Origin of the sequence: Pseudomonas sp. NPDC086566, from assembly GCF_050280885.1 — a bacterium.
Taxonomy (GTDB): domain Bacteria; phylum Pseudomonadota; class Gammaproteobacteria; order Pseudomonadales; family Pseudomonadaceae; genus Aquipseudomonas; species Aquipseudomonas vlassakiae.
Genome location: NZ_JBNNWD010000002.1, coordinates 419897 through 440107, shown reverse-complemented (window position 1 = coordinate 440107; position 20211 = coordinate 419897). Strand labels below are relative to the sequence as shown.

Annotated in this window: 15 protein-coding genes; 4 read left to right on the top strand and 11 right to left on the bottom strand. The window is 67.1% G+C overall.

The annotated features are described in order from the left end of the window. Positions 1 to 10 precede the first annotated feature (10 nt). From ACQKPS_RS06210 to tagH, 11 genes are read right to left on the bottom strand one after another with little or no spacing between them, the layout of a single operon-like run. Positions 11 to 1813 (bottom strand): formylglycine-generating enzyme family protein, encoded by a 1803-nt coding sequence (locus ACQKPS_RS06210; RefSeq protein WP_427603189.1) that lies wholly within the window; start codon positions 1811 to 1813, stop codon positions 11 to 13. Next, a complete protein-coding gene (locus ACQKPS_RS06205) occupies positions 1806 to 3008 on the bottom strand; it encodes an FtsX-like permease family protein (RefSeq protein WP_254481922.1) in 1203 nt (400 codons plus the stop codon). The genes ACQKPS_RS06210 and ACQKPS_RS06205 overlap by 8 nt, the downstream gene beginning before the upstream one ends. Further along, positions 3008 to 3724 (bottom strand): ABC transporter ATP-binding protein, encoded by a 717-nt coding sequence (locus tag ACQKPS_RS06200; protein ID WP_254481924.1) that lies wholly within the window; start codon positions 3722 to 3724, stop codon positions 3008 to 3010. Before ACQKPS_RS06200 ends, ACQKPS_RS06205 begins: the two co-directional genes overlap by 1 nt. After that, a complete protein-coding gene (locus ACQKPS_RS06195; RefSeq protein ID WP_427603186.1) occupies positions 3724 to 6660 on the bottom strand; it encodes a protein kinase domain-containing protein in 2937 nt (978 codons plus the stop codon). Before ACQKPS_RS06195 ends, ACQKPS_RS06200 begins: the two co-directional genes overlap by 1 nt. Next, on the bottom strand, positions 6657 to 7379 hold the full coding sequence (locus tag ACQKPS_RS06190) for a PP2C family protein-serine/threonine phosphatase (RefSeq protein WP_427603184.1): 723 nt from the start codon (positions 7377 to 7379) through the stop codon (positions 6657 to 6659). Before ACQKPS_RS06190 ends, ACQKPS_RS06195 begins: the two co-directional genes overlap by 4 nt. After that, a complete protein-coding gene (gene tagF, locus ACQKPS_RS06185) occupies positions 7376 to 8035 on the bottom strand; it encodes a type VI secretion system-associated protein TagF (RefSeq protein ID WP_427603182.1) in 660 nt (219 codons plus the stop codon). The genes ACQKPS_RS06190 and tagF overlap by 4 nt, the downstream gene beginning before the upstream one ends. Continuing rightward, the gene (gene tssM, locus ACQKPS_RS06180; RefSeq protein WP_427603180.1) at positions 8032 to 11538 is read right to left on the bottom strand and encodes a type VI secretion system membrane subunit TssM; all 3507 of its coding nucleotides are present in this window, start codon (positions 11536 to 11538) and stop codon (positions 8032 to 8034) included. The genes tagF and tssM overlap by 4 nt, the downstream gene beginning before the upstream one ends. Beyond that, positions 11535 to 12848, bottom strand: coding sequence for a DotU family type VI secretion system protein (locus tag ACQKPS_RS06175; RefSeq protein WP_427603178.1), 1314 nt, complete (start codon positions 12846 to 12848; stop codon positions 11535 to 11537). Before ACQKPS_RS06175 ends, tssM begins: the two co-directional genes overlap by 4 nt. A 6-nt stretch (positions 12849 to 12854) precedes the next feature. After that, positions 12855 to 14189: a type VI secretion system baseplate subunit TssK gene (gene tssK, locus ACQKPS_RS06170; RefSeq protein ID WP_254481943.1), complete on the bottom strand. Its 1335-nt coding sequence runs from the start codon at positions 14187 to 14189 to the stop codon at positions 12855 to 12857. A 15-nt stretch (positions 14190 to 14204) separates the two neighbouring features. Continuing rightward, positions 14205 to 14699, bottom strand: a complete 495-nt coding sequence (gene tssJ / locus ACQKPS_RS06165) for a type VI secretion system lipoprotein TssJ (protein WP_254481945.1) — start codon at positions 14697 to 14699, stop codon at positions 14205 to 14207. 39 nt (positions 14700 to 14738) lie between these two features. Then, positions 14739 to 16094, bottom strand: coding sequence for a type VI secretion system-associated FHA domain protein TagH (gene tagH / locus ACQKPS_RS06160; RefSeq protein ID WP_427603175.1), 1356 nt, complete (start codon positions 16092 to 16094; stop codon positions 14739 to 14741). Positions 16095 to 16489: 395 nt separating this feature from the next. Here tagH and tssA point away from each other — a divergent pair, with 395 nt between their 5' ends. The 4 genes from tssA to ACQKPS_RS06140 all read left to right on the top strand — a co-directional run bounded on the left by tssA (position 16490) and on the right by ACQKPS_RS06140 (position 20177). After that, positions 16490 to 17530, top strand: a complete 1041-nt coding sequence (gene tssA, locus ACQKPS_RS06155; protein ID WP_283723351.1) for a type VI secretion system protein TssA — start codon at positions 16490 to 16492, stop codon at positions 17528 to 17530. A gap of 72 nt (positions 17531 to 17602) precedes the next feature. Beyond that, a complete protein-coding gene (gene tssB, locus ACQKPS_RS06150) occupies positions 17603 to 18118 on the top strand; it encodes a type VI secretion system contractile sheath small subunit (protein WP_254481951.1) in 516 nt (171 codons plus the stop codon). 11 nt (positions 18119 to 18129) lie between these two features. Beyond that, a complete protein-coding gene (tssC, locus tag ACQKPS_RS06145; protein ID WP_254481953.1) occupies positions 18130 to 19623 on the top strand; it encodes a type VI secretion system contractile sheath large subunit in 1494 nt (497 codons plus the stop codon). 65 nt (positions 19624 to 19688) lie between these two features. After that, entirely contained in the window at positions 19689 to 20177 is a 489-nt protein-coding gene (locus ACQKPS_RS06140) for an Hcp family type VI secretion system effector (RefSeq protein ID WP_254481955.1), read from the top strand. The last annotated feature ends 34 nt before the right edge of the window (positions 20178 to 20211 follow it).

Genomic DNA, 20211 nt, shown 5'->3' with positions numbered 1-20211 from the left:
GAAGCTGCCGTCACGAAGCCCGAGGGGCGGCCGATGCCAGTAGCTCCTTGAGGATCGTCGCCGGGTCGGCCCGCCGTTTCTGGCGGTACTCCCCGACATGGCGGACGAACAGGGTGGCGCGGGCCATGAGGCTGTTGCCCAGGACCGGCTTGCGGTTGAGTGCTTCCTTGACCTGCTGGAACTGCGCCTGGATCACCGCATCGGTGTAGCGCGCCCCACTGGCCAGGTTGTCGATGTAGATCGCCACGGCGCCATCGAGCGCAGCGCGACCGTTGGCGATGGCCATGCCATACATGCGCGCGCTGGTCTGGTCGCCGGAGGCCTTGGCCTGCGCCTGGGAATTGCTCAGGTTGGTCAGGCGGATGTTGTAGTTGTTGATGGTCTCGGCCACCAGCGCAGCCGACTGGATCAGGTTGCCAGCGGCTTCCTCACGCTGCCGGGCGATCAGCGAGACGCTGCGCTTGAACTCTTCGTTGACCAGCCCCAGCTCGGCCTGCTGCTTGGGGTCGCGGGTGGCGGCGATGATGCCGTCCAGCCGCTTGGTCGGGTCCTGGGCTGCGTCGATATCGTCGGTCAGGTTGGCCAGGCGGCCTTCCTTCTGCCACTGCTCGAACAGTTCCTGGTAGCGCGAACGCGGCGCCGACAGGGCGCCGATGGCCACACGAAAACCGGTGGTCTCGTTGCGCTGTTCGGTGCCATCGGCGGCAAACAGCGGGTATTCACGGCGCATGCCGGTGAACAGCGTGCCTTCGCCTTCGAGGTAGTTGCCGCCCTTGACCACGAAGCCGCCGTAGGCGCCTTGGAGGCGGCCGCCATGCACCAGCTGGAACGACTCCTGGACCATCTCGGCGGCATTGCCGATCACGTCGAACAGGCCCAGCGGGTTGGGCTGCCGGGTGCCGATCGGCATCAGCCGCGCCGCCTGCCCGGTGCCACCGGCGACCTGGTTGAACACCGCCCAATCGGCCAGCGGGCCATCGCCCTCGGCGCCTTCGGTCTTGCGCGGGAACAGCCGCCCTTCGAGTTCCTGGCGGCTGACCGCCGAACCGCCACGGGCGGCGAATTCCCACTCGACTTCGGTGGGCAGGCGCACGAAGCCGATCCCGCCGTCCTCAACCTTGCTGCCGCGGCCACTGACCGGCAGCAAGTCGCGGTGGTGCTTCATCAGCCAGGCGCTGTACACGGCGGCGAAACGCTCGGCCTCGAAGCGCGACAACCTGACCTTGGGCAGGCGGCCCGCCGCGCTGGTGTCAGCCTGGCAGGCCGGCTCCGCGTCGCCATCGGCCAGCGCCTGTGCCTGTGCCATCACCTGGGCATACTGACGTGCGGTGACTTCGTACTTGCCGATGAAGTACATCATCGGCTTGAGCGGGCTGCCCGCATCGACCTTGGGCAGCAACGGCGCCACGGCCTGCCGCCACTGGGGGGCAAGGTCATCGAGGCTGAACTGGCCATTGATGAAGTCGCGCCGGTAGCCAGAAATGAACGACTGCTTGTAGCCCGCGTCACCTTCGCTGAACGGGTAGCCGAGGTTGACTTCCCGGTCATCCAGGCTGCCCTGGGCCAATACGTACACGCTGCGCAGCACCAGCTCGCCACCACAGGGCAGCGGCAGGCTGACATCACCGGGCAACGGCTTGGGGTTATCCAGCTTGACGGTATCCACCGGGGCGTCAGCCTGGGGTTGGGCCGGCGCCGAAAGCGACGCCTCGACCTTGGCCTTGCCCTTGTCGTCGCCATCGGCCGGCGAACAGGCCGCCAGGCCAAGTGCGGTGAAAACCAGGGCCGCAGCCCCGAGGCGAATGTCAGACATCACGAATTCCTTGGCAGGCATCGATGCGCGTGACCCGCCAGCCGCCCAGGGCGGCGGCGCCGGTGCTGGCCAGCAGCACGAGGGTCAGCGCACAGACGTAGTGCAGGGGCAGCAGATGGCTGGCGAACTCGCCAGGCGTCTGCATGAAAAGCCGGTTCAGGCCGTACTCGGCCAACAGGTACAGCAAGGCCGCCAACGCGGCGGCGATCAGGCCGCTGAACAGCGCCTGCAGCATCACCAGCAACAATAACGACGCAGTGCCGAAACCCAGCAGGCGCAACACCGCCAGCTCGCGCTGCTTGCGCTCCACCGCCGCCAGCGCACCCGCAGCCACCGCCGCCACCGCACCGGCCACGGCCAGCGCGGCGATGATCCAGAACACCAGGCCCAGGTTGCGGCTGAGCGACTGCACCTGGGCGATCTGCGCAGCTTGCGTGGACACCAGCAACTGGCGCTCGGCAAAGAACTGGCGCAGCGGCTCGACATCGTTCAAGTCACGCGCATACAGCCGAAACGCCGGGTACACCCGCGGTGCCTGGCCCGCTTCGACCGAGCCCGGCCAGCCGAAGGCCGGCACGGCACGGCCATCGCGGTAGTCCTCGACCGCCTCCAGCAGCGCCAGCGGCGCGAACAGAGCATCCCGCTCGAACGCCGCCAACGGCAACACGGCCGTCACCTGCAGGCGCGTCTGGCGCCACTGCACCTCCCCGGCTTGCTGGCGACTGAAACTGGCTTGTAATTCATCACCGGCGCGGGCGCCGAGTTTTTCCGCAGCCGTGTAGCTGAGCACCACCTGGCGCTCATCGGCGGGAGGCATCACGGCCTGCAGCAACGGGTCGCCCGCACCGGTTGGCAGCATCTCCACGGTCGCCCCGCGGCCCTGGGCAGGCAGCAGCAACTCAGCCGTGGCAGCGATCTGCCGGGTGCGCGGGATGGCGAACGCGACGTCCGGGCGCTGGGCCAGCTCACCGATGAAATCGGCCTGGAAGCGCCCGCCGCCCAAGGGAACGATCTCACGTACGCCAGGGTCATTTTGCAAGCGCTCGGTCAGGCTGCCGACCAGGCCGAACTTGAGGCCGAACAGCACCAGCAAAGGCGCGATCACCGCCACCAGCGCCAGCACGCTGCACGCCGACAGCCGCGCATCGTTGCGAAAGTCCTGCCAGGCCAGCCCGGCGATCAGCCACGGGCGCATCAGGCGGCTCGCTCCAGGGTTGCGGTCACGCCGCCATCGGCATCACGGCGGCAGGCCATGCGCAGCAGGCGCAGCCCGGCATCGCGTGCCAAGGCTTCGTCATGGGTGGCGATCACGCAGGTCACCTGGCGCGCCTGGGCCTCGCCCAGCAACAGTTGCATGACCCGCTCGGCATTCAACGGGTCCAGCGCCGCAGTGGGTTCGTCGGCCAGCAGCAGCCCGGGGGCATGGGCCAGCGCCCGGGCGCAGCTGACCCGCTGGCGCTGGCCGAGGGACAGTGCGGCAGGCGGCTTGGCCAGCTGGTCATGCACATCCAGGGCGCGGGCCAGGCGCTCGACGCTGCCGTCGTCGGCCAGGCCCAGCAACTGCCGGGGCAGGCGAATATTGCCGCGCACATCAAGGAAGCCAAGCAAGCCACCGGCCTGCAGCACATAGCCCAGGTGACGGCTGCGCAGTGCAGCCAGGCGGTCGACCTGGCGCTGGCGCCAGAGGCCGGCGATGTCTTCCCGCGTGCCGCCCACATGCAGCTCGAAGCGCTCGGCGGCATCCGGCGCCAGCGCCAGCGCCAACAGGTCGAGCAAGGTGCTCTTGCCGCAACCGCTGGGGCCGACCAGCGCCACCCGCTCGCCGGTCGCCAACTGCAGGTCGTCGACCTGCAGGCTGTAACGCTGGGCGCCCTGCCCACGCGTCATGCGCACCCCGTTCAGGCCCAGCATCACGGCAGCGTCGACAGCGGGACACGGTACAGGGCATCACCCGGTTCGGCATTGCCGAAGCGCACCCAGTTGGCCATGTCGTTGTGGAAGGTTTCATACAGGCGGATCTTCGACTCCAGCTCGTCGATGAAGTCTTCCTGTTCGGCCACCGACAGCGACAGCCACAGGTCCTGGGTCATGCCCAGCGACTTGCTGCGGTACGGCAGGCCGTCGAGGTATTCCCCCAGTACACCGCCCTGGGCCAGGTTGGCGCCCTTGCGCAAGGCGCCGGGGTCGCGGCTCATGTAGGCACTGGCACTGGCAATTTCGTTGAAGAAGTCGCCAGGCGAGCTGCGGGTCTTGCGGGCGGCATCGACAATCAGCTTCAGCGACTGCTGCAGGTCGTTGAGCTGCAGCTTGGTCAGCATCACGCACACCTGCAGGCTGGGCAGTGCCGGGTTGGTCAGGTCGCGGTCGGCAGTCCAGGCACTGACCAGTTGCGGCGCCTGGCTAGCGCCGTGGCGGCCGAGGAAATCCATGTGCATGGCATAACCGATGGCCTGGGACTTGGCCGCCAGGCTGGCGCCCGAGGCCAGCAGCGGCAGCGGTTGTGGCTGCTGGTTGCGCACCTGATGCACCAGCTCGGCGAAGGTCGAGCCGATTTCCCGTACGCGGTCACCGAACGCGCCCACCTCGCCGCCGGGCACGCCGACGTACAGGTCGCCGATCTTCGGATTGCTGTCGGCGGTGAGCACGCGGTACTGGGTTTCTGCCGAAGCATGGTTGTTCGCCCCGGCCGCAGTACGCAGGTGCAGGGCGTAGATCTTGATCTGCTTGCTCAGCGCCGCCTGCCGCACTTCGGCTTCGTTCATCTGCGTGCTGCTGAACGGGTCGTTCTTGCGCAGGGCCCCGGCATCGCTGACCAGCAGAATGATGCGCCCGCCATAGCCGGACCAGTCCATGCCGTCGACCGCCTGCATCACACCGGCGAACGCGTCTTCGTTGAAGGAATGGCTGGAGACCTGGGTGGCCTTGACCTGTTCGGCGGCCTTGAGGAAGCGCACCGGGTCGCGGCCCTGATCAAGGTTGACCAGGGTCTTGCTCAGGTATTCCAGGCCCGGGGTGCGCTTGACGCTGTTGCGAAAGCCCACCAGGCCGAAACTGACGCTGTCCAGCTCGCCACGGCTGGCCAGTTGCTGCTGCAATTCGCTGACTACCTGGCGTACCCGATCGATGTACGGTTGCATCGACACCGAGGTATCCACCACCAGCACGATACCGGTGCGGAAGCTGTTGTCAGCGGCCGATGCCACGCCTGCTGCCGCTGGCTCAGGGCTGCGCACGTGGCTGCCGGGGTCGATGGAGGCAATATTCAGCAGTTGTACCGGCTGGCCGTCGGCGTCGAAGCTCTCGCGGTAGTCGAAAATCGGCATCAGGTAGAACTGGTTCTGCGGCACAGCGCTGGCGGCCGGTTCCAGGGCCAGCACCTGGGGCACCTGGTCGGGGCTGCGCTGGGCCTGCTGCAGTACCTCACGGGCCTTGCCGCTGTCGTCGAGCAGGCGCTGCACGTCGTCGGCCTGGCGCAGGAACATCATCGGCGCACGGCCCGAGCGTTCGGTGAACTTGAGCACCAGGCTCTGCTTCCAGTCGCTGGTCTGTGCAGCCTTCAGCCAGCCTTCGCGCTGGCCGTCACTGGCGGCACCGACCTCCAGCCAGTCCTGGCCATCGAGCTGCTTGCGCTGGTACACGTAGAGCACGGAGAACGCCGGCAGCGCCTCACCCGTGGCAGCGCCGGGCTGCGCCAGCAGCTGTGCGCCAGGTTTGCTCAGCACACGCTGGAACAGCGTGTGCTTGCCAGGCATCAGTAGCGGGCGACCATCCTGGGAGGCCGCGACCGGGGGTGCTGCAGCTGGCGCCTGCGTCACCGGCGGCTCGCTGGTGTGATTGTCATCGCCCGTGAGCAACCAGAAGAAGGTGCCACCCAAGCCCAGCGCTACGGCAATGGCCACCGCCAGCACGGCCTTGGCCGGTTTGTTCGAAACCGGCCTGGCTTTGGGCTGACCGGTGGCAACCGGCGCAGGCTGAGGCGCCACGACCGGCGCAGGCAGCGGGCGGATCACCGTACTGTCCGCTTCGGCGGATGCTGGCGCAGACGGCACCGTCAGGCTGTCGAGGGCAGCGAGCAAGGCACCGGCGTCGGCAAAGCGCGCCTCCGGCTCCTTGGCCAGCAGCCCGCGCAGAATGCCTTGATACACACCGTGCTCGATGGGCAGCTCCGGCAGCGGCTCGGTGAGGTGCGCCAGGGCCGTGGACAGCGCGTCGGTGCCGCGGTACGGCAGCTCGCCGACCAGGATCTCGTACAGCACCACACCCAGCGCATACAGGTCGGCGCGGCCGTCGATGTCCAGGCCCCGGGCCTGCTCCGGGCTCATGTAGCTTGGCGTGCCGACGGCGAAGCCGGCCTGGGTGAACTGGGTACGGTCATCCAGCGACTTGGCGATGCCGAAATCCGAAAGCACCGCGGTGCCATCGGCGCGGAACAGGATGTTGGCCGGCTTCACGTCACGGTGCACCAGCCCTTGGGCATGGGCATAGCCCAGCGCCTGGGCGATCTGGCGCACGTACAGCAGGCCCTGTTCTGGCGTGAGGCCCGCCGAGATGCGCTCCTTGAGCGTGCCGCTGGGCAGGTACTCCATGGCCATGTAGTACAGCTCGCCGACATTGCCGATGTCATGGATGGTCGCGATGTGTGGGTGCGCCAGCCGTGCCAGGGTGCGCCCCTCGCGCAGGAAGCGCTCGCAGAAGGTCGGGTCGGCGGCCAGGCTCGCGGCCATGATCTTCAGCGCGACCTTGCGTTGCAGCGAGCGCTGGGTGGCCAGGTAGACGCTGGCCATGGCACCCTGGCCAATCTCGCTGTCGATGTCGAATCCGGGGATCTGCATGTTCGGGGTGCTCATCGGTTCGCCTTCACCACCACGGCGGTGATGTTGTCGGGGGCGCCGCGGGTCAGCCCAAGGTGCACCAGGCTGCGCACCACCTGGTAGGGGTCGGCGTGGCCCAGTACATCGGCGATTTCGTGGTCTTCGGCAGTCTTGTTCAGGCCATCGCTGCACAGCAGGTAGGTGTCGCCAGGCGCCACGTGCAGGTCCACCGTCTGCAGGTCAAGGTGCTCCTCGACGCCAATGGCGCGGGTGACGATGTTGCCGCGCGGGTGCACGCGCGCTTCGGCTTCGCTGAGCAAGCCGCTGTCCTGCAGCTCCTGGACGTAGCTGTGGTCGTGGGACAGGCGTGCGAGCTGCCCGTCGCGCAGGCGATACAGGCGGCTGTCACCGGCCCACAGGCCGACCGCCCGGGCACCGCGGGCAGCCAGCACCACCACGGTGCTGCCCATCATCGCCACGCCACGGCGGCTGGTTTCACTGCGCACGCTGGCGTTGACCCGGGTCAGGGTGTCACGCACCGCCTGGGCGACATCGCCAAGGCTGTGCAGGATCGGCAACTGGCGCAGGCTGTCGACCGCCAGGCTGCTGACGTAATCACCGGCGGCGTGGCCACCCATGCCGTCAGCCACCGCCCACAGGCCATCCCAGGTCAGCTCCAGGCAGGCGTCCTCGTTGATCTTGCGTACCATGCCGACATGGCTGTAGCTGGCGGCCTTGTAGTGCATATCGGTCATGCGCCCTGCCCCTCGCTGCCCAGCAGCAAGCCGGTGAAAGCCTCGCAGCGCGGCAAGCCGGCGCAGCGCATCAGCCCCGCCGGGATGCGCTCGGAACCGCGCCCCCACCACAGGCTCATGCCCGCGCAGGCGCATTCGGCCAGGGCCATCGCCCGCCCTTGCGGGGTGGTCGCGTCCAGCCGCTGCAAACCACCCACGGTGGTGCGCGGCGCTGCCTGCAGGCGCGGCCTCGGGTCGCGAAAAGGCTGCAAGGCGGCGGCAAAAGCCTCAAGGCTGGCCGAGGGTTCCAGGGTCGCCAACAAGGCCGCTTCGACACCCTCGAACCACTCATCCGCCCCGGCCACCACTGCCGCCAACGGCTGCTCCGGCTCCAGTACCTGGGCCACGGTCAACGGGAAGTAACGCCCGACCCGGTCGATGCTGGGCATCAGCACCCCTGTCACCGCCTGCGCGCCACATACGCCGGGCGCCAGGGCAAAGCGCCACAACGGGCTCACCAAGTACGCCTCGAGCCAACGCTCGGCCAATGCCTGCTGGCTGGCCTGCAGGCCCGCTGCCAGCCACTGGTCCCACGCTTTGATGAAGTCAGGCGGCAGGCTGCGGCTGACGAAGTCGCCTCGGCAGGCCAGTTTTCCGTAAAAGCCGACGTCGTTCACAGGTGCTCCGGCAGGCTGAAACCGCTGACCACTCGGCTGCGGAACGGGTTGAAGGCGCTGCTGGCGCGCAGCTCGTAGGACACGCTGACACCATCCACACGCAGGCGCAGGTTGAAGCGTTCGGGCGAGCCGCCGGCAACCAGGTCGGCCTGGTCGAGCAGGCGGAACCAGGCCCAGGGGCCCTCCACAGTCAGCCCGGAGCGACCGCTGGCGGCCGGTGGCGATATCGACAGGCGCACCACGCCGATGCTGTTGGGGTTGGGCCACTGCAGCGCCACCGGGCGGCTCGGGCCGTGGTCGTAGCTGACCTGCTGGCCGTCGAGGTCAAGCAGGAACTGGGTGATGCTGGCGTCCATCGCCACCGGTTTGAGCTCGAAGCGCACGCCCGGTTGCAGGCCGCTGGAAGTACGGAAGAAGGCATCGCGGATGTTCGCCGCACGCTGGAAGGTGTGCAGCACACTGGCGTTGATCCCCAGCTTTTGCGCCGCGCCCGGCTGCCAGCTCCAGGGCGAACTGGAGGTGTTGACGTAAGGTTGCAGGTACTTGCGGAAGTAATTGTCCATCACTCCGCCAACGCCGAAGAACTGGCCGAAGTCTTCCAGCGTGGCATCCCGTGTACTGCCGGCGACCAAAGGGTAGCGCCCGCTCAGCGACTGGCGGTAGACGTTGACCACCTCGCTGGTCCAGGCGGCATTGAGCTGGTTGCGCACGCCCCCCATGACCAGACCGTGGGTCGCACCCAGCACCGAGCTGACCAGGTTCTGCAGCACTGCCGGCTGGCGTGCGGCGCCCAGGGCGACCCGCTGCGCCGCGGCCTGGGCCTGGTTCTTGGCTTCGCCCAGCAGCGCGTCACCGCTGGCGCCGACCATGGCGCTGACTTGCACGTACAGCGCATTCAGGTCACTGAGCAGGCCGTCGATTGCCGCAGGTTGGCCTTCGCCGCCGTCGACCAGCGCCGCCAGTTCGGCGAAGTGCGCAGTGACCGGGTCAACCTCGCGGGCTGCCGGGGTGTCGCTGGCCAGCGGCGCGTCACCGATCAGCCCGCCCAGGCGTTGACGCAGCTGGTCGACACCGACCTTTTCGACCTTGGCCTGGGCCTGTTCGAGGGTGCCAGGCTGTTGCAGGTCGGTTTCCCTGGCGACCGCCTGCAGCAGCTTTTTCAGCGGCGATGTGGGGCCGGACAATACCCGCAGCACGTCAGCCGCCTGGCCGACGCTGGTGATCGGGGCGAAGTCCAGGTCGGCCAACAGCGCATCCCACTGGCGAATGTAGTCCTGGTAGTAAAGCTGCAGCACATCATCGGCCAGGCGCCGGGCATCATCCGCTTCGCCGGGCGCTCGGCCCAGCACCCAGCGCTCTTCGGCCAGGGTGGTGCTCTGGGCCAGGCTGGCAGCCAGGAACGCCTTGCGGTAGCCGGTGACGGTGAACAGCCCGGGAAGCGGCTCGCTCAGCGGCTTGCCACTTTTGAAACGGAACACCAGCGCGGCATCGCGACCGGCAGCTTCGCTGACCTTGAAGTCGCTGACCCCCGCCGGCAGTTTCTGGCGCTTGACCCGGTCGTACACGCGCTGGGCTACGGGCAGCTGTTGCAACTGGCGACGAGTGTCGTCGATCAGGCGCTGGTCCAGGCGCGCATTCGGCGGGCGCTTGTCGAACAGCGCGGCCAAGTGCTGCTCCAGCGCCTGACGCAGGTCGGGGGCCAGGTCACGCGGCAGCTGGTGCTCCCAGTCGAGGGTGATCCAGGCCTTGATGAAGTCAGCATCGTAATGTTCGCCGTCGGCCAGCATCAGGTAGGCCTTGAGCCCTTCGTACAGGTAGTCGGAGGGGCCGCCGGCATACAGCTGCTCTTCGATGCGGGTCACCAGCCGCGGGGCGAACACGGCAATCAACAGCTTGCGGTAGACACTGCTGGCCTCGCCTTCGAGCATGTCGCCCTGGTACAGACCCAGGCCTCGTGCCCAGCTCGGCGGGTTGTCGGCGAGGTGACGCACGCTGTTGAGCAGCGGCAGCACCTCGACCACGCTGCGCTGGGCCGGGCTCAGTGCCTGCACGCTCTGGCCCAGGGGCTTGAGACGGCTGTCGACATCAGCGATGTACTGCTGGTTGGCCCGGTAGCTGAGGGTCCACAAGGTACCGACCAGCAGCACCAGCGCCACGCTCAGGCCCAGGGCACCACGGGCGAGCCACTTGCGCCGTTGTTCCACTTTCGGGTTGTTGCCGACCAGGCCACGCTCGGCGAAGGCCACGGCACTGAACAGCTGCTCGATGAAGTAGCTGCGCCCGCTACCGTTCTGCCGCGCCAGGTGCGCACGGTCCAGGCCCATGCTTTGCGCCATGCTGCCGATCAGGCGGTCGATCGGACTGCCTTCCTGGGTGCCGCTGGTGAAATACACGCCGCGCAACAGCGCGCGCTCCTCGAAGGCGTTGGGTTTGAACACGCTTTCGAGAAAGCCCTGCAGGTTGCCGCGCAGCGCGGCGAACTGCTGGACGAAACCGTACACCAGGTCGCGCCGTGCCGGGTCGCGCTCCTGCTGCAGGCGCTCCACCAGCCGTTGGTTGAGGCGTTGCTCGAGCAGGCCGAACTCGCTGACGAAGCTGCCCAGTGGGCCGTCACCGTGCTGGCCGTCGTCCAGGGCGAAGGTCATGCCCCAGACCTGCGCACGCTCTTCCTTGCCCAGATTGTCGAAGAACTCCATGAAGCCCGGCACCAGGTCGAGCTTGGTCAGCATCAGGTAGATCGGGAAGCGCACGCCCAGCTGGCTGTAGAGCTCCTGGATGCGCGTGCGGATCGCCGCCGCGTGGGCCGCGCGTTCGGCATCGCTGCCCAGCAGCAGGTCGGACAGGCTGATGGCGATGAACGCGCCGTCGATCGGCCGCCGCGTGCGCTGCTGCTTGAGCATGTCGAGAAAGCCCAGCCAGGCGGCCTTGTCCACTTGCGCGTGGCTGTCCTGGGTGGTGTAGCGCCCGGCGGTGTCCAGCAGCACGGCCTGGTCGGTGAACCACCAATCGCAGTTGCGCGTACCGCCCACACCGCGCACCGCGCCCTCACCCAGTTGCGCCGCCAGCGGGAAGTGCAGGCCGGAATTGACCAGCGCAGTGGTCTTGCCCGAGCCGGGCGGGCCGATGATCACGTACCACGGCAGTTCGTACAGGTTGCGCCGCTCATCGCCGCCCAGGCGCGCCTTCTTCAGCAACGCCACGGCTTCGCTCATGCGCTGGCGCAGGGTCGCCAGTTCTTCGGCGGTAGCCACGCTGGCAGGGTCGGGCGGTGTCTCGGCGGCCATGCTTTCCAGCACTTTCGCTGCCTGCCGGCGGGCCTGCAGGATGCGCCAGGCACGGTAGCCGAACCACAGCGCGAACAGCAGCACGATCAACGCCCAACGTGGCGCGGGTGGCGCCAGCCAGTCGAGCAGCGGGCCGACGTACCAGATGATCAGGCTCAGGGCGATCAGGCCCAGCAGCGGGATCAGCCAACGCACGACAATGTTCAAAAACGCCTTCACTCCACGCCCTCCGCCAGCACGGTGATTTCGACCCGGCGATTCTTTGCCCGGCCTTGTGCGCTGTCGTTCGACGCCAGCGGCTCGGTGTCGCTCAACCCCTGCGCGGTGAAGCGCCCAGGCTGGCCGGTGCGCGCCGCGAGCAGGTCCTTGACCTGCTCGGCGCGGGCCTGCGACAGCGCCCAGTTGGACGGGAAGCGCAAGGTGGCGATGCGCTGGTTGTCGCTATGGCCGGTCACCCTGACGTTGCCCTTGACCTTGGCCACGGCCTCGGCGATGCGCAGCATCAGCGGCTGGAAGCCTTCCTTGATGCTGGCACTGGCCGAGGCGAACAACTCATCCCCGCGAATGGTCACCACCGAGCGGTCCACGGCATCCTCCACCGCCACCCTGCCTGCCTTGATGTCGTCGGCCAGAAAGCCGGCCAGGCGCGGGCGGTCTACGGGCTTGGGCTGCACCACCGGACGGTCGATGGCCTGCACCGGGATCTCGCCCAGCGCATGGATGTTGCGAAACACCGGCTCGGCTTCGCCGGCCAGCAGCAAGCGCAGGCCCAGCAACAACAGCAGCAACAACGCCAGGGCCAGGGCCAGCCCGACCCACGGCGGCAGGAACTGCGCCAGGCGGTCGCGGGCCACGGTGACCCCGCGCCAGTGCGGCGACAGCTCGCGCTCGCGCTCGCCACGGGCGCTGCGAATGGCCGCCGCAGTGCGCTCGCGCAGTGCTTCGAGCTGGGCGCGGCCGCCGCTCATGACCCGGTAGCGGCCTTCGAAACCGAGGCTGGTGCACAGGTACAGCAGCTCCAGCAGGTGCAGGCGCTCACGCGGACTCTGCAGGCAGTGTTCGAGCAACTGGAAGACCTTTTCGCCGCCCCAGGCTTCGTTGTGCACGGTGATCAGCAGGCTCTGCTTACCCCAGTCGCTGGCACTGCCCCAGGGCGTGCTGAGCACCGCCTCGTCGAGCGCAGTACACAGGCTGTAGCGCGCCAACAGCACGTCGTTGCGCGCCACGCCGGCGGCCTCGGCGCGCTCCTCGAACTGGCGCAGGTAGGCCAGCAACTGCGCCCGCAGGCTGGCCGGCGCCGGGTGGGCGATGGTATTGCGCAGGCGCGTCAGCAAGGCCAGCAAAGGGCCGGCTGCCTGCTCCAGCGGGTTGAGGCCCTGGGCCTGGCCGGGTGCCAGCGGCTCGGCGGGCACGCTCAAAGATACAGGCGCGGCCTGGGCCTGGCTCGGCGCCGCCGCTTGCGGGCTGCGGCCGCCGGGGCGTGGCATGAACTGGGTGCGGTCGAAGGCCTGCGGATCGTCCGATTGCATCGCGGCTTATCCTCGAATGGCCCAGAAGGCCAGGCTAAGGCCGGGGAACTCGCCAGCCACATAGAAGGCGAACCCGCCGGAATGCTGCAGCTGCTTCCAGTGCTCGCTGCCACGGTCCAGTTCGAAGTAGGTGCTGCCGGCATGGAACGGGATCTGCCGCGGCGCCACCGGCAGCGGCAACAGGCCGATGCCTGGCAGTTGCAGGTTGACCAGGTCGCGGATGTGTTCCACCGAGCCGATCTTGCTCTGCTGGCCGAAGCGGCCGCGCAGGGTTTCGCCGGGCACGTCGGCGCGGACCACGAGGACGAAGCTGGCGCTGTCCAGCAGGCTGCGGTCGGCGAGCATCGCAACGTGGATGCCGTAGGCCTTCTCGACGATGGGAATGGCCACCGCCTTGCTGTCGATCAGGGTCGACAGCGCTTCGCGCAGGGCCGCGATCACCGGTGCGAAGGTGCCTGCCAGGTCATCGTGCTGGTAAGCCGGGAAACCCTGCGGGCGGCGGCCGTCACGGGTGAAGGTGGCGAATTCGCCAGCCAGTGCCAGCAACTCGCTGTAGAGCCGCTCGGGGTGCAGCGGGCTGAGCTGGGTGAGGTGCTCGACCAGCGGCTGGGCACGGTTGACCAGCTGCAGCAGCATGAAGTCGGCGATTTCCGAGGCGCCGCCATTGGCCGAGGCGACCACCCGCCCGGCCAGCGCCTCGCCACGCTGATGCAGCAGGCCGAGCAGTTCGCCGAGCATGCTGGCCAGGCTGTCGTTGGCGCTGATGTCCAGCAGCGGCGGAATGTACGCGTCGTCCAGCACCACGGCGCGGTCGGCGCGTTTCTCGCGCACACGCACCACGCCCAGGGCCGCGTAATCGCTCAGGCCGTCTTCACTGCGCAGCAGGCGCAAGGCCCGGCTGCCCAGGGCCAGCTGGGCGCGGTTCTCGAACGGAGCGTTGTCGTCACGCACTTCGCTGATGCGGCTGATGTAGCGCGCAGCCGCCAGCGCTTCGCCTTCGTCGACCGTGTCGCGGGCGCCCGCGCGCTTGAGCGGCAGGCCCAGGTACAGCACGCCGTCGCGCAGGTCGTCGGGGATGTCCAGCGGCGCGGGCGGCAAGTCGTCACGCGGGATATCGAACGGCGTGCCGTCCGGCAGCAGGCCACGGGCGCTGAGGATGGCCAGCTTGCCCTGAGCCAGCAGGCCCTGGTCGATCAACAGCTCGGAAAAGCCCCAGGCAGCGGCGCTCAAGGGACGGCTGCGGGCATCGACGAAGTTCTCCAGGTAGCGGTCGTGCTGCTGGAAGTGTTGGGTCGTGATGAACATGCCTTCCGACCACACCACGCGATTGTTCCAGGACATGGGGACTCCGAATGCCTACTGGGCAGGCGCTGGTTGAGGGGCTGCCACGGCGCTGCGCACGGCGCGCACATCGAGGCTGATCTGATAGTCGCGGGGTGGTACCGGCAGCACGCTGCGCCACAGGGCCTGGTCGACCTCGCGGTAACCGACCACCAGGCCGACCTGGCGGGTGGCCGGGTCGAGCGGGCGCTCGAGGTGCAGTTGCGCACCGGGCTGCAGCAACACTTCGTCCTGGTCGACCAGGTCGGCACCCAGGGTGGCCTGGGCGCGTTCGGTGAGGGCGAAGTAGTCGGCGCGGGCGAAAGCGGCGCTGTTCCTCAGCTCATAGAGGCGCACCCGCACAGGCGCCGGCGTGCCGTTGGCCCCGGGGTTCAGGCCCTGGGCCGCGCTGAAATACAGGCTGACCTTGGCAGGGTCGCCGGCAGCCGGCAGGGCGGGCTGGGCCGCGTCTTTGCTGCAGGCACCGAGCAGCAGCAGAGCCAGGGCGGCGAGCAGTGGTGTTGCGTTCATCCTCGTCCTCATGACGTACCGTGTTCTTCCTGTGGTCACTCAGGAACGTTGCAAGCGGCTGCTGTGAGCCTCATAGGCCCGGCTGAATTCGCGGCCGAACAAATCCTGGAAATCTTCTTCGGCTTCCTGGGAAAGCTGCCGGTAGAGCGTGGTGAACTGCTGCCAGCAATGGGCCTGGCGCGAACTGCCAAACAGCTTGCCAAGCCCGGAAGCCGGGGCCAGACGCTGCTCCAGGCCTTGCGGCTCGAAGCGGGTGAGCAGTTGCCTGATGGCGGCTTCGACACCCGCCATCACCGCCAGCTGGTGGGCACGCAAGTCATCGAAACTGTCCTGCACGGCCTGGTCCGGCGCCATGAACGCCGTGTTGTGCTGGCGCAGCAACAGCAGGAGCGCCTCGTCGGCGTTGGGGGCAAACTTGAGCGGGTTGTTCTGCACCGGGGCGATGGTGGTCTGCTGCATGCGGAACTCGCCCTTGAGGCTGCTGCGCGCGCGCAGCACATCGATCAGCCCCTCGACCATCAGCCGGTAGCTGCGGCCGATGGCCTCCATCTGCGCATGGGCGTCACCGGCATCGATGCGCAAGTGCTCGATGCCGGCACCCCGCAGGAAGGCCTGCAGCAGGTCGGCTTCGGCGTGCGTCGGGGCTGGAGCCAGGGCTGGAGCCGCAGGTGCCGGCGCAGCGCTGTCCTCGGCAGCCGGCGCCGGCACGTCCGGCAGTGGCACAGGGGCCTCTACTGGCCGGGCACAAGGCGGCACGGGCGTATCCGCGAGCAGGTCCCAGCCTTCGGGGATCAGCCCCGCAGGCGCCGGGGCCGGTTCGGGCGCGGGCGCCAGCGGAGCCGGTGGGCGAAAGTCATGTTGCTGGGCCGGCACGTGGTCCGCCTGGCTGGCGGGCGGCACGCTGCCAGGGCCAAGGAAGTCGAACAGGTCCGGCAAGGTGTCATGGCTCGGCGCCCCTTGCAGGAAGGCCGCCGGAGCGCCAGCGATGGGCGGGCTGCTGGCCGCCACCTGGTTAGCCATCAGCGCCTCGAAGCTGTGCGCTTCGGGTTGCCCCGCCAGGGCCAATGGCAGCTCGCTTTCCAACCGCGCCTGGATTTCGTATTCGCCAATACGGATAACTTCGCCGTCCATCAACGGCTCGCTGTTTCCGCGGCGCATGCGTATGCCCGCGTGAACTAACTCGACACCATTGGTGCTGTTGTCAGTCAGATAAAATCGCCCATCTTTGAACTGGATCACACAATGACGCGAAGATACCAGGCGCTCCGGGTCGGGAAGTACCCAGTCATTGTCCGCTGCGCGGCCGAGCGTGATGGCACCCGATTCCAATACCATCTCCGGTCGTTGCCCAGGGGTAATCTTGTGGTAACTGGTAATGGTAAGGCGAAGTGCCATCATGCCTCCTTGCATATCTTCGAATCGAACTTCCATCCAAATGGATAGATCGGCATCACTGCATCAATTTTGTGGAGAACCCCCGAATTATAAGGGCTGCAAGCGTGGAATAGCGTTTTTTCCAGGGTCATTCAACCGCAATCTAAAGGCACTATGATGGCACGCGGACAAATGGACAACAGCCCGTCGAACTGGTTCACGGACGACACTTGCGGCGCGTAGCTTACCTTGACATCATTTTGGAAATAAACCATAAATGCGCAACTTCGGAATGCCAAAGTGATATCACTTCGATATCACCCAAGTGTTATTTGACAAGTTTGTGCGCTTGTTCACAAAGTGAACTTTTATTGCACCAAGCCCTCACCACGGGCTGATATGGAGATCGAATCCTGGTGAACTCGCCGCTGCTCCTCGCCGCTGTTTCCGCAGACTTTCCCTGCGGCGACGACCTGGAATATGACGCCGAATTCCTGCAACTGGAGCGTGACGCCCAGGGCCGCCCCGAACGCGTGATGGGCGATGCCGTGCAGCCGGCCGAACCGCCGCAGTGGCGTGACATCGAGCGGGCCAGCAGTGCCCTGCTGCAACGCAGCAAGGACCTGCGCATCACCCATTTTCTGCTGCAAGCCAACCTGGCCCTGCAAGGCCTGCCGGGCCTGGCCGCCAGCCTCGAGCTGATCCGCGATCTGCTGGCCGAGTACTGGCTGTACCTGCACCCGCAACTGGACGCCGCCGACGACAACGACCCGACCGTGCGCATCAACGCCCTGGCCGGCCTCACCTGCGACACCAACATCGCGCTGCTGCGCGAGGCTGTGCTGGTGCGCTCGCGCGCCTTTGGCCCGATCACTCTGCGTGCGGCCCTGCATGCCGCCGGTGTGCAGCACTTCGCCAGCGAGCAGATGAGCGCCGAGGAGCTGGCCGCCGCCCTGCGCGATGCCGACCCCGAGCAGCTGCAGCAGTGTCTCGATGCCCTGCAAACTGCCCGCGACGCGTTGGACGCCATCGAGCAGAGGGTCAACGACCAGGTCGGGTCAGCCAGTGGCATCGACCTGTCGTCCCTGCGCCAGCCCCTGCGCCAGGTGCAGCAAGTACTGGCCGACTATGCCCCGCAGGGTGCTTCGCTGCCGGCAGCAGCCAACCAGCACGCCGACCACGCCGCTCACGACAGCCACGACGCGCTGCCGACCAGTCCTGCCAGCGCTCCACGCCCCGCCGCCCGCCCTGGCGAGGTGAACAGCCGCGAAGATGTGCTGCAGAGCCTTGACCGCCTGCTGCAGTACTACGCCCGCCACGAGCCGTCCAGCCCGCTGCCGGTGTTGCTGCGCAGGGCCAGGCAGCTGGTGAACGCTGATTTCGAAACCATCGTGCGCAACCTGATCCCCGATGGCTTCTCGCAATACGAAAACCTGCGCGGCCCGGACCAAGACTGAGCTCAAGGCCCGCGCAACACACCGACGCCCGCATGCACACAGCCGCCCTGACCGGCGCCCAGGAGGAACAACGTGGCGAAAGACAGCTCCCAGAAATTCATCGCGCGCAACCGCGCGCCGCGGGTGCAGATCGAGTACGACGTCGAACTGTACGGCGCCGAGAAGAAGGTGCAGCTGCCCTTCGTCATGGGCGTGATGGCCGACCTCGCCGGCAAGCCGGCCGAGCCGCTGCCCGCCGTGGCCGATCGCAAGTTCCTCGAGATCGATGTGGATAACTTCGACTCGCGACTGAAGGCCATGCAGCCACGCGTGGCGTTCAACGTGCCCAACGAGCTGACTGGCGAAGGCAACCTGAGCCTGGACATCACCTTCGAGAGCATGGACGACTTCAGCCCCGCCGCCGTGGCGCGCAAGGTCGATGCGCTGAACCAGCTGCTGGAGGCCCGCACCCAGCTGGCCAACCTGCTGACCTACATGGACGGCAAGACCGGCGCCGAGGACGTCATCCTCAAGGCCATCAAGGACCCAGCCCTGCTGCAGGCCCTGGCCAGCGCGCCGAAACCCGCCGACACCGAGCCGAGCGCCTGAGGAGACAGCCCATGAACGACCCGTTGCGCGATACCCAGGCCCAGACTGCGGCCACCCAGGACCCCAGCGAATTCGCCAACCTGCTGCTGCAGGAGTTCAAACCCAAGACCGAGCGCGCCAAGGAAGCCGTGGAAAGCGCCGTGCGCACCCTGGCCGAGCAGGCCCTGGCACAGACCAACCTGGTCTCCGACGACGCCATCGGTTCGATCGAGCAGATCATCGCCGCGATCGACGCCAAGCTCACCGCTCAGGTCAACCAGATCATCCACCACGACGATTTCCAGCAGCTGGAAAGCGCCTGGCGTGGCCTGCACTACCTGGTCAACAACACCGAGAGCGACGAACAGCTGAAGATTCGCGTGCTCAACGTGTCCAAGACCGATCTGCACAAGACCCTGAAGAAATTCAAGGGCACCGCCTGGGACCAGAGCCCTGTGTTCAAGAAGCTCTACGAAGAGGAGTACGGCCAGTTCGGTGGCGAGCCTTACGGCTGCCTGGTCGGCGATTACTACTTCGACCAGTCGCCACCAGACGTCGAGCTGCTCGGCGAGCTGTCGAAGATCTGCGCCTCGATGCACGCGCCGTTCATCGCCGCCGCCTCGCCGACGGTGATGGGCATGGGTTCGTGGCAGGAGCTGAGCAACCCGCGTGACCTGAGCAAGATCTTCACTACCCCGGAATACGCCGGCTGGCGTTCGCTGCGCGAATCGGAAGACTCGCGCTACATCGGCCTGACCATGCCGCGCTTCCTGGCTCGCCTGCCGTACGGCGCCAAGACAGACCCGGTCGAGGCCTTCGCTTTCGAAGAAGACACCGACGGCGCCGACAGCAGCAAGTACACCTGGGCCAACGCCGCCTATGCCATGGCCGTGAACATCAACCGCTCTTTCAAGTACTACGGCTGGTGCTCGCGCATCCGTGGCGTCGAGTCGGGCGGCGAAGTGCAAGGCCTGCCGGCGCACACCTTCCCCACCGACGACGGTGGCGTGGACATGAAGTGCCCGACCGAAATCGCCATTTCCGACCGCCGCGAAGCGGAGCTGGCGAAGAACGGCTTCATGCCGCTGCTGCACAAGAAGAACACCGACTTCGCCGCCTTCATCGGCGCCCAGTCGCTGCAGAAGCCGGCTGAATACGACGACCCGGACGCCAGCGCCAACGCCAACCTGGCCGCGCGCCTGCCATACCTGTTCGCCACCTGCCGCTTCGCCCATTACCTGAAGTGCATCGTGCGCGACAAGGTCGGCTCGTTCAAGGAGAAGGACGAGATGCAGCGCTGGCTGCAGGACTGGATCCTCAACTACGTCGACGGCGACCCGGCACACTCCACCGAAACCACCAAGGCCCAGCATCCGCTGGCGGCCGCGGAAGTGGTGGTGGAAGACGTCGAAGGCAACCCGGGTTACTACAACTCGCGCTTCTACCTGCGCCCGCACTACCAGCTCGAAGGGCTGACCGTGTCGCTGCGCCTGGTTTCGAAGCTGCCTTCGGCCAAAGGCGCCTGATTGACCCTGGGGCCGCCTGGCGGCCCCGCTGGCATTGCCAACCGACCTGAAACCCCGAGGACATCATGGCTGTAGATATTTTCATCAAGATCGGCGACATCAAGGGCGAGTCCAACGACAAGGCCCACAAGGACGAAATCGACGTGCTCAACTGGCACTGGGGCATGTCCCAGTCCGGCAACATGCACATGGGCAGCGGCGGCGGTGCCGGCAAGGTCAACATCCAGGACCTGTCGATCACCAAGTACATCGACAAGTCCAGCCCCAACCTGATGGCCCACTGCTCCAGCGGCAAGCACATCGACAAGGTCAAGCTGACCGTGCGCAAGGCCGGCGGCGAAAGCCAGGTCGAGTACCTGATCATCAACCTCGAAGAGGTGATCATCAGCTCGCTGAGCACCGGCGGTTCGGGCTCCGATGACCGCCTGACCGAGAACGTGACCCTTAACTTCGCCAAGGTCACCGTCGATTACCAGCCGCAGAAGGCCGACGGCACCAAGGAAGGCGGCCCGATCAAGTACGGTTGGAACATTCGCTCCAACGTCAAGATCTGACCCCGATGACGCCTGTGGCCGGCCCCTGGCCACA

Excerpts from the sequence above, each read along its gene's own strand:
- ACQKPS_RS06205 (WP_254481922.1), bottom strand. The coding sequence starts at position 3,008 with ATGCGCCCGTGGCTGATCGCCGGGCTGGCCTGGCAGGACTTTCGCAAC.
- ACQKPS_RS06140 (WP_254481955.1), top strand. The coding sequence starts at position 19,689 with ATGGCTGTAGATATTTTCATCAAGATCGGCGACATCAAGGGCGAGTCC.
- ACQKPS_RS06200 (WP_254481924.1), bottom strand. The coding sequence starts at position 3,724 with ATGCTGGGCCTGAACGGGGTGCGCATGACGCGTGGGCAGGGCGCCCAG.
- ACQKPS_RS06190 (WP_427603184.1), bottom strand. The coding sequence starts at position 7,379 with ATGACCGATATGCACTACAAGGCCGCCAGCTACAGCCATGTCGGCATG.
- tssJ (WP_254481945.1), bottom strand. The coding sequence starts at position 14,699 with ATGAACGCAACACCACTGCTCGCCGCCCTGGCTCTGCTGCTGCTCGGT.
- tssC (WP_254481953.1), top strand. The coding sequence starts at position 18,130 with ATGAACGACCCGTTGCGCGATACCCAGGCCCAGACTGCGGCCACCCAG.
- ACQKPS_RS06175 (WP_427603178.1), bottom strand. The coding sequence starts at position 12,848 with ATGCAATCGGACGATCCGCAGGCCTTCGACCGCACCCAGTTCATGCCA.
- ACQKPS_RS06210 (WP_427603189.1), bottom strand. The coding sequence starts at position 1,813 with ATGTCTGACATTCGCCTCGGGGCTGCGGCCCTGGTTTTCACCGCACTT.
- tagH (WP_427603175.1), bottom strand. The coding sequence starts at position 16,094 with ATGGCACTTCGCCTTACCATTACCAGTTACCACAAGATTACCCCTGGG.
- tssK (WP_254481943.1), bottom strand. The coding sequence starts at position 14,189 with ATGTCCTGGAACAATCGCGTGGTGTGGTCGGAAGGCATGTTCATCACG.
- ACQKPS_RS06195 (WP_427603186.1), bottom strand. The coding sequence starts at position 6,660 with ATGAGCACCCCGAACATGCAGATCCCCGGATTCGACATCGACAGCGAG.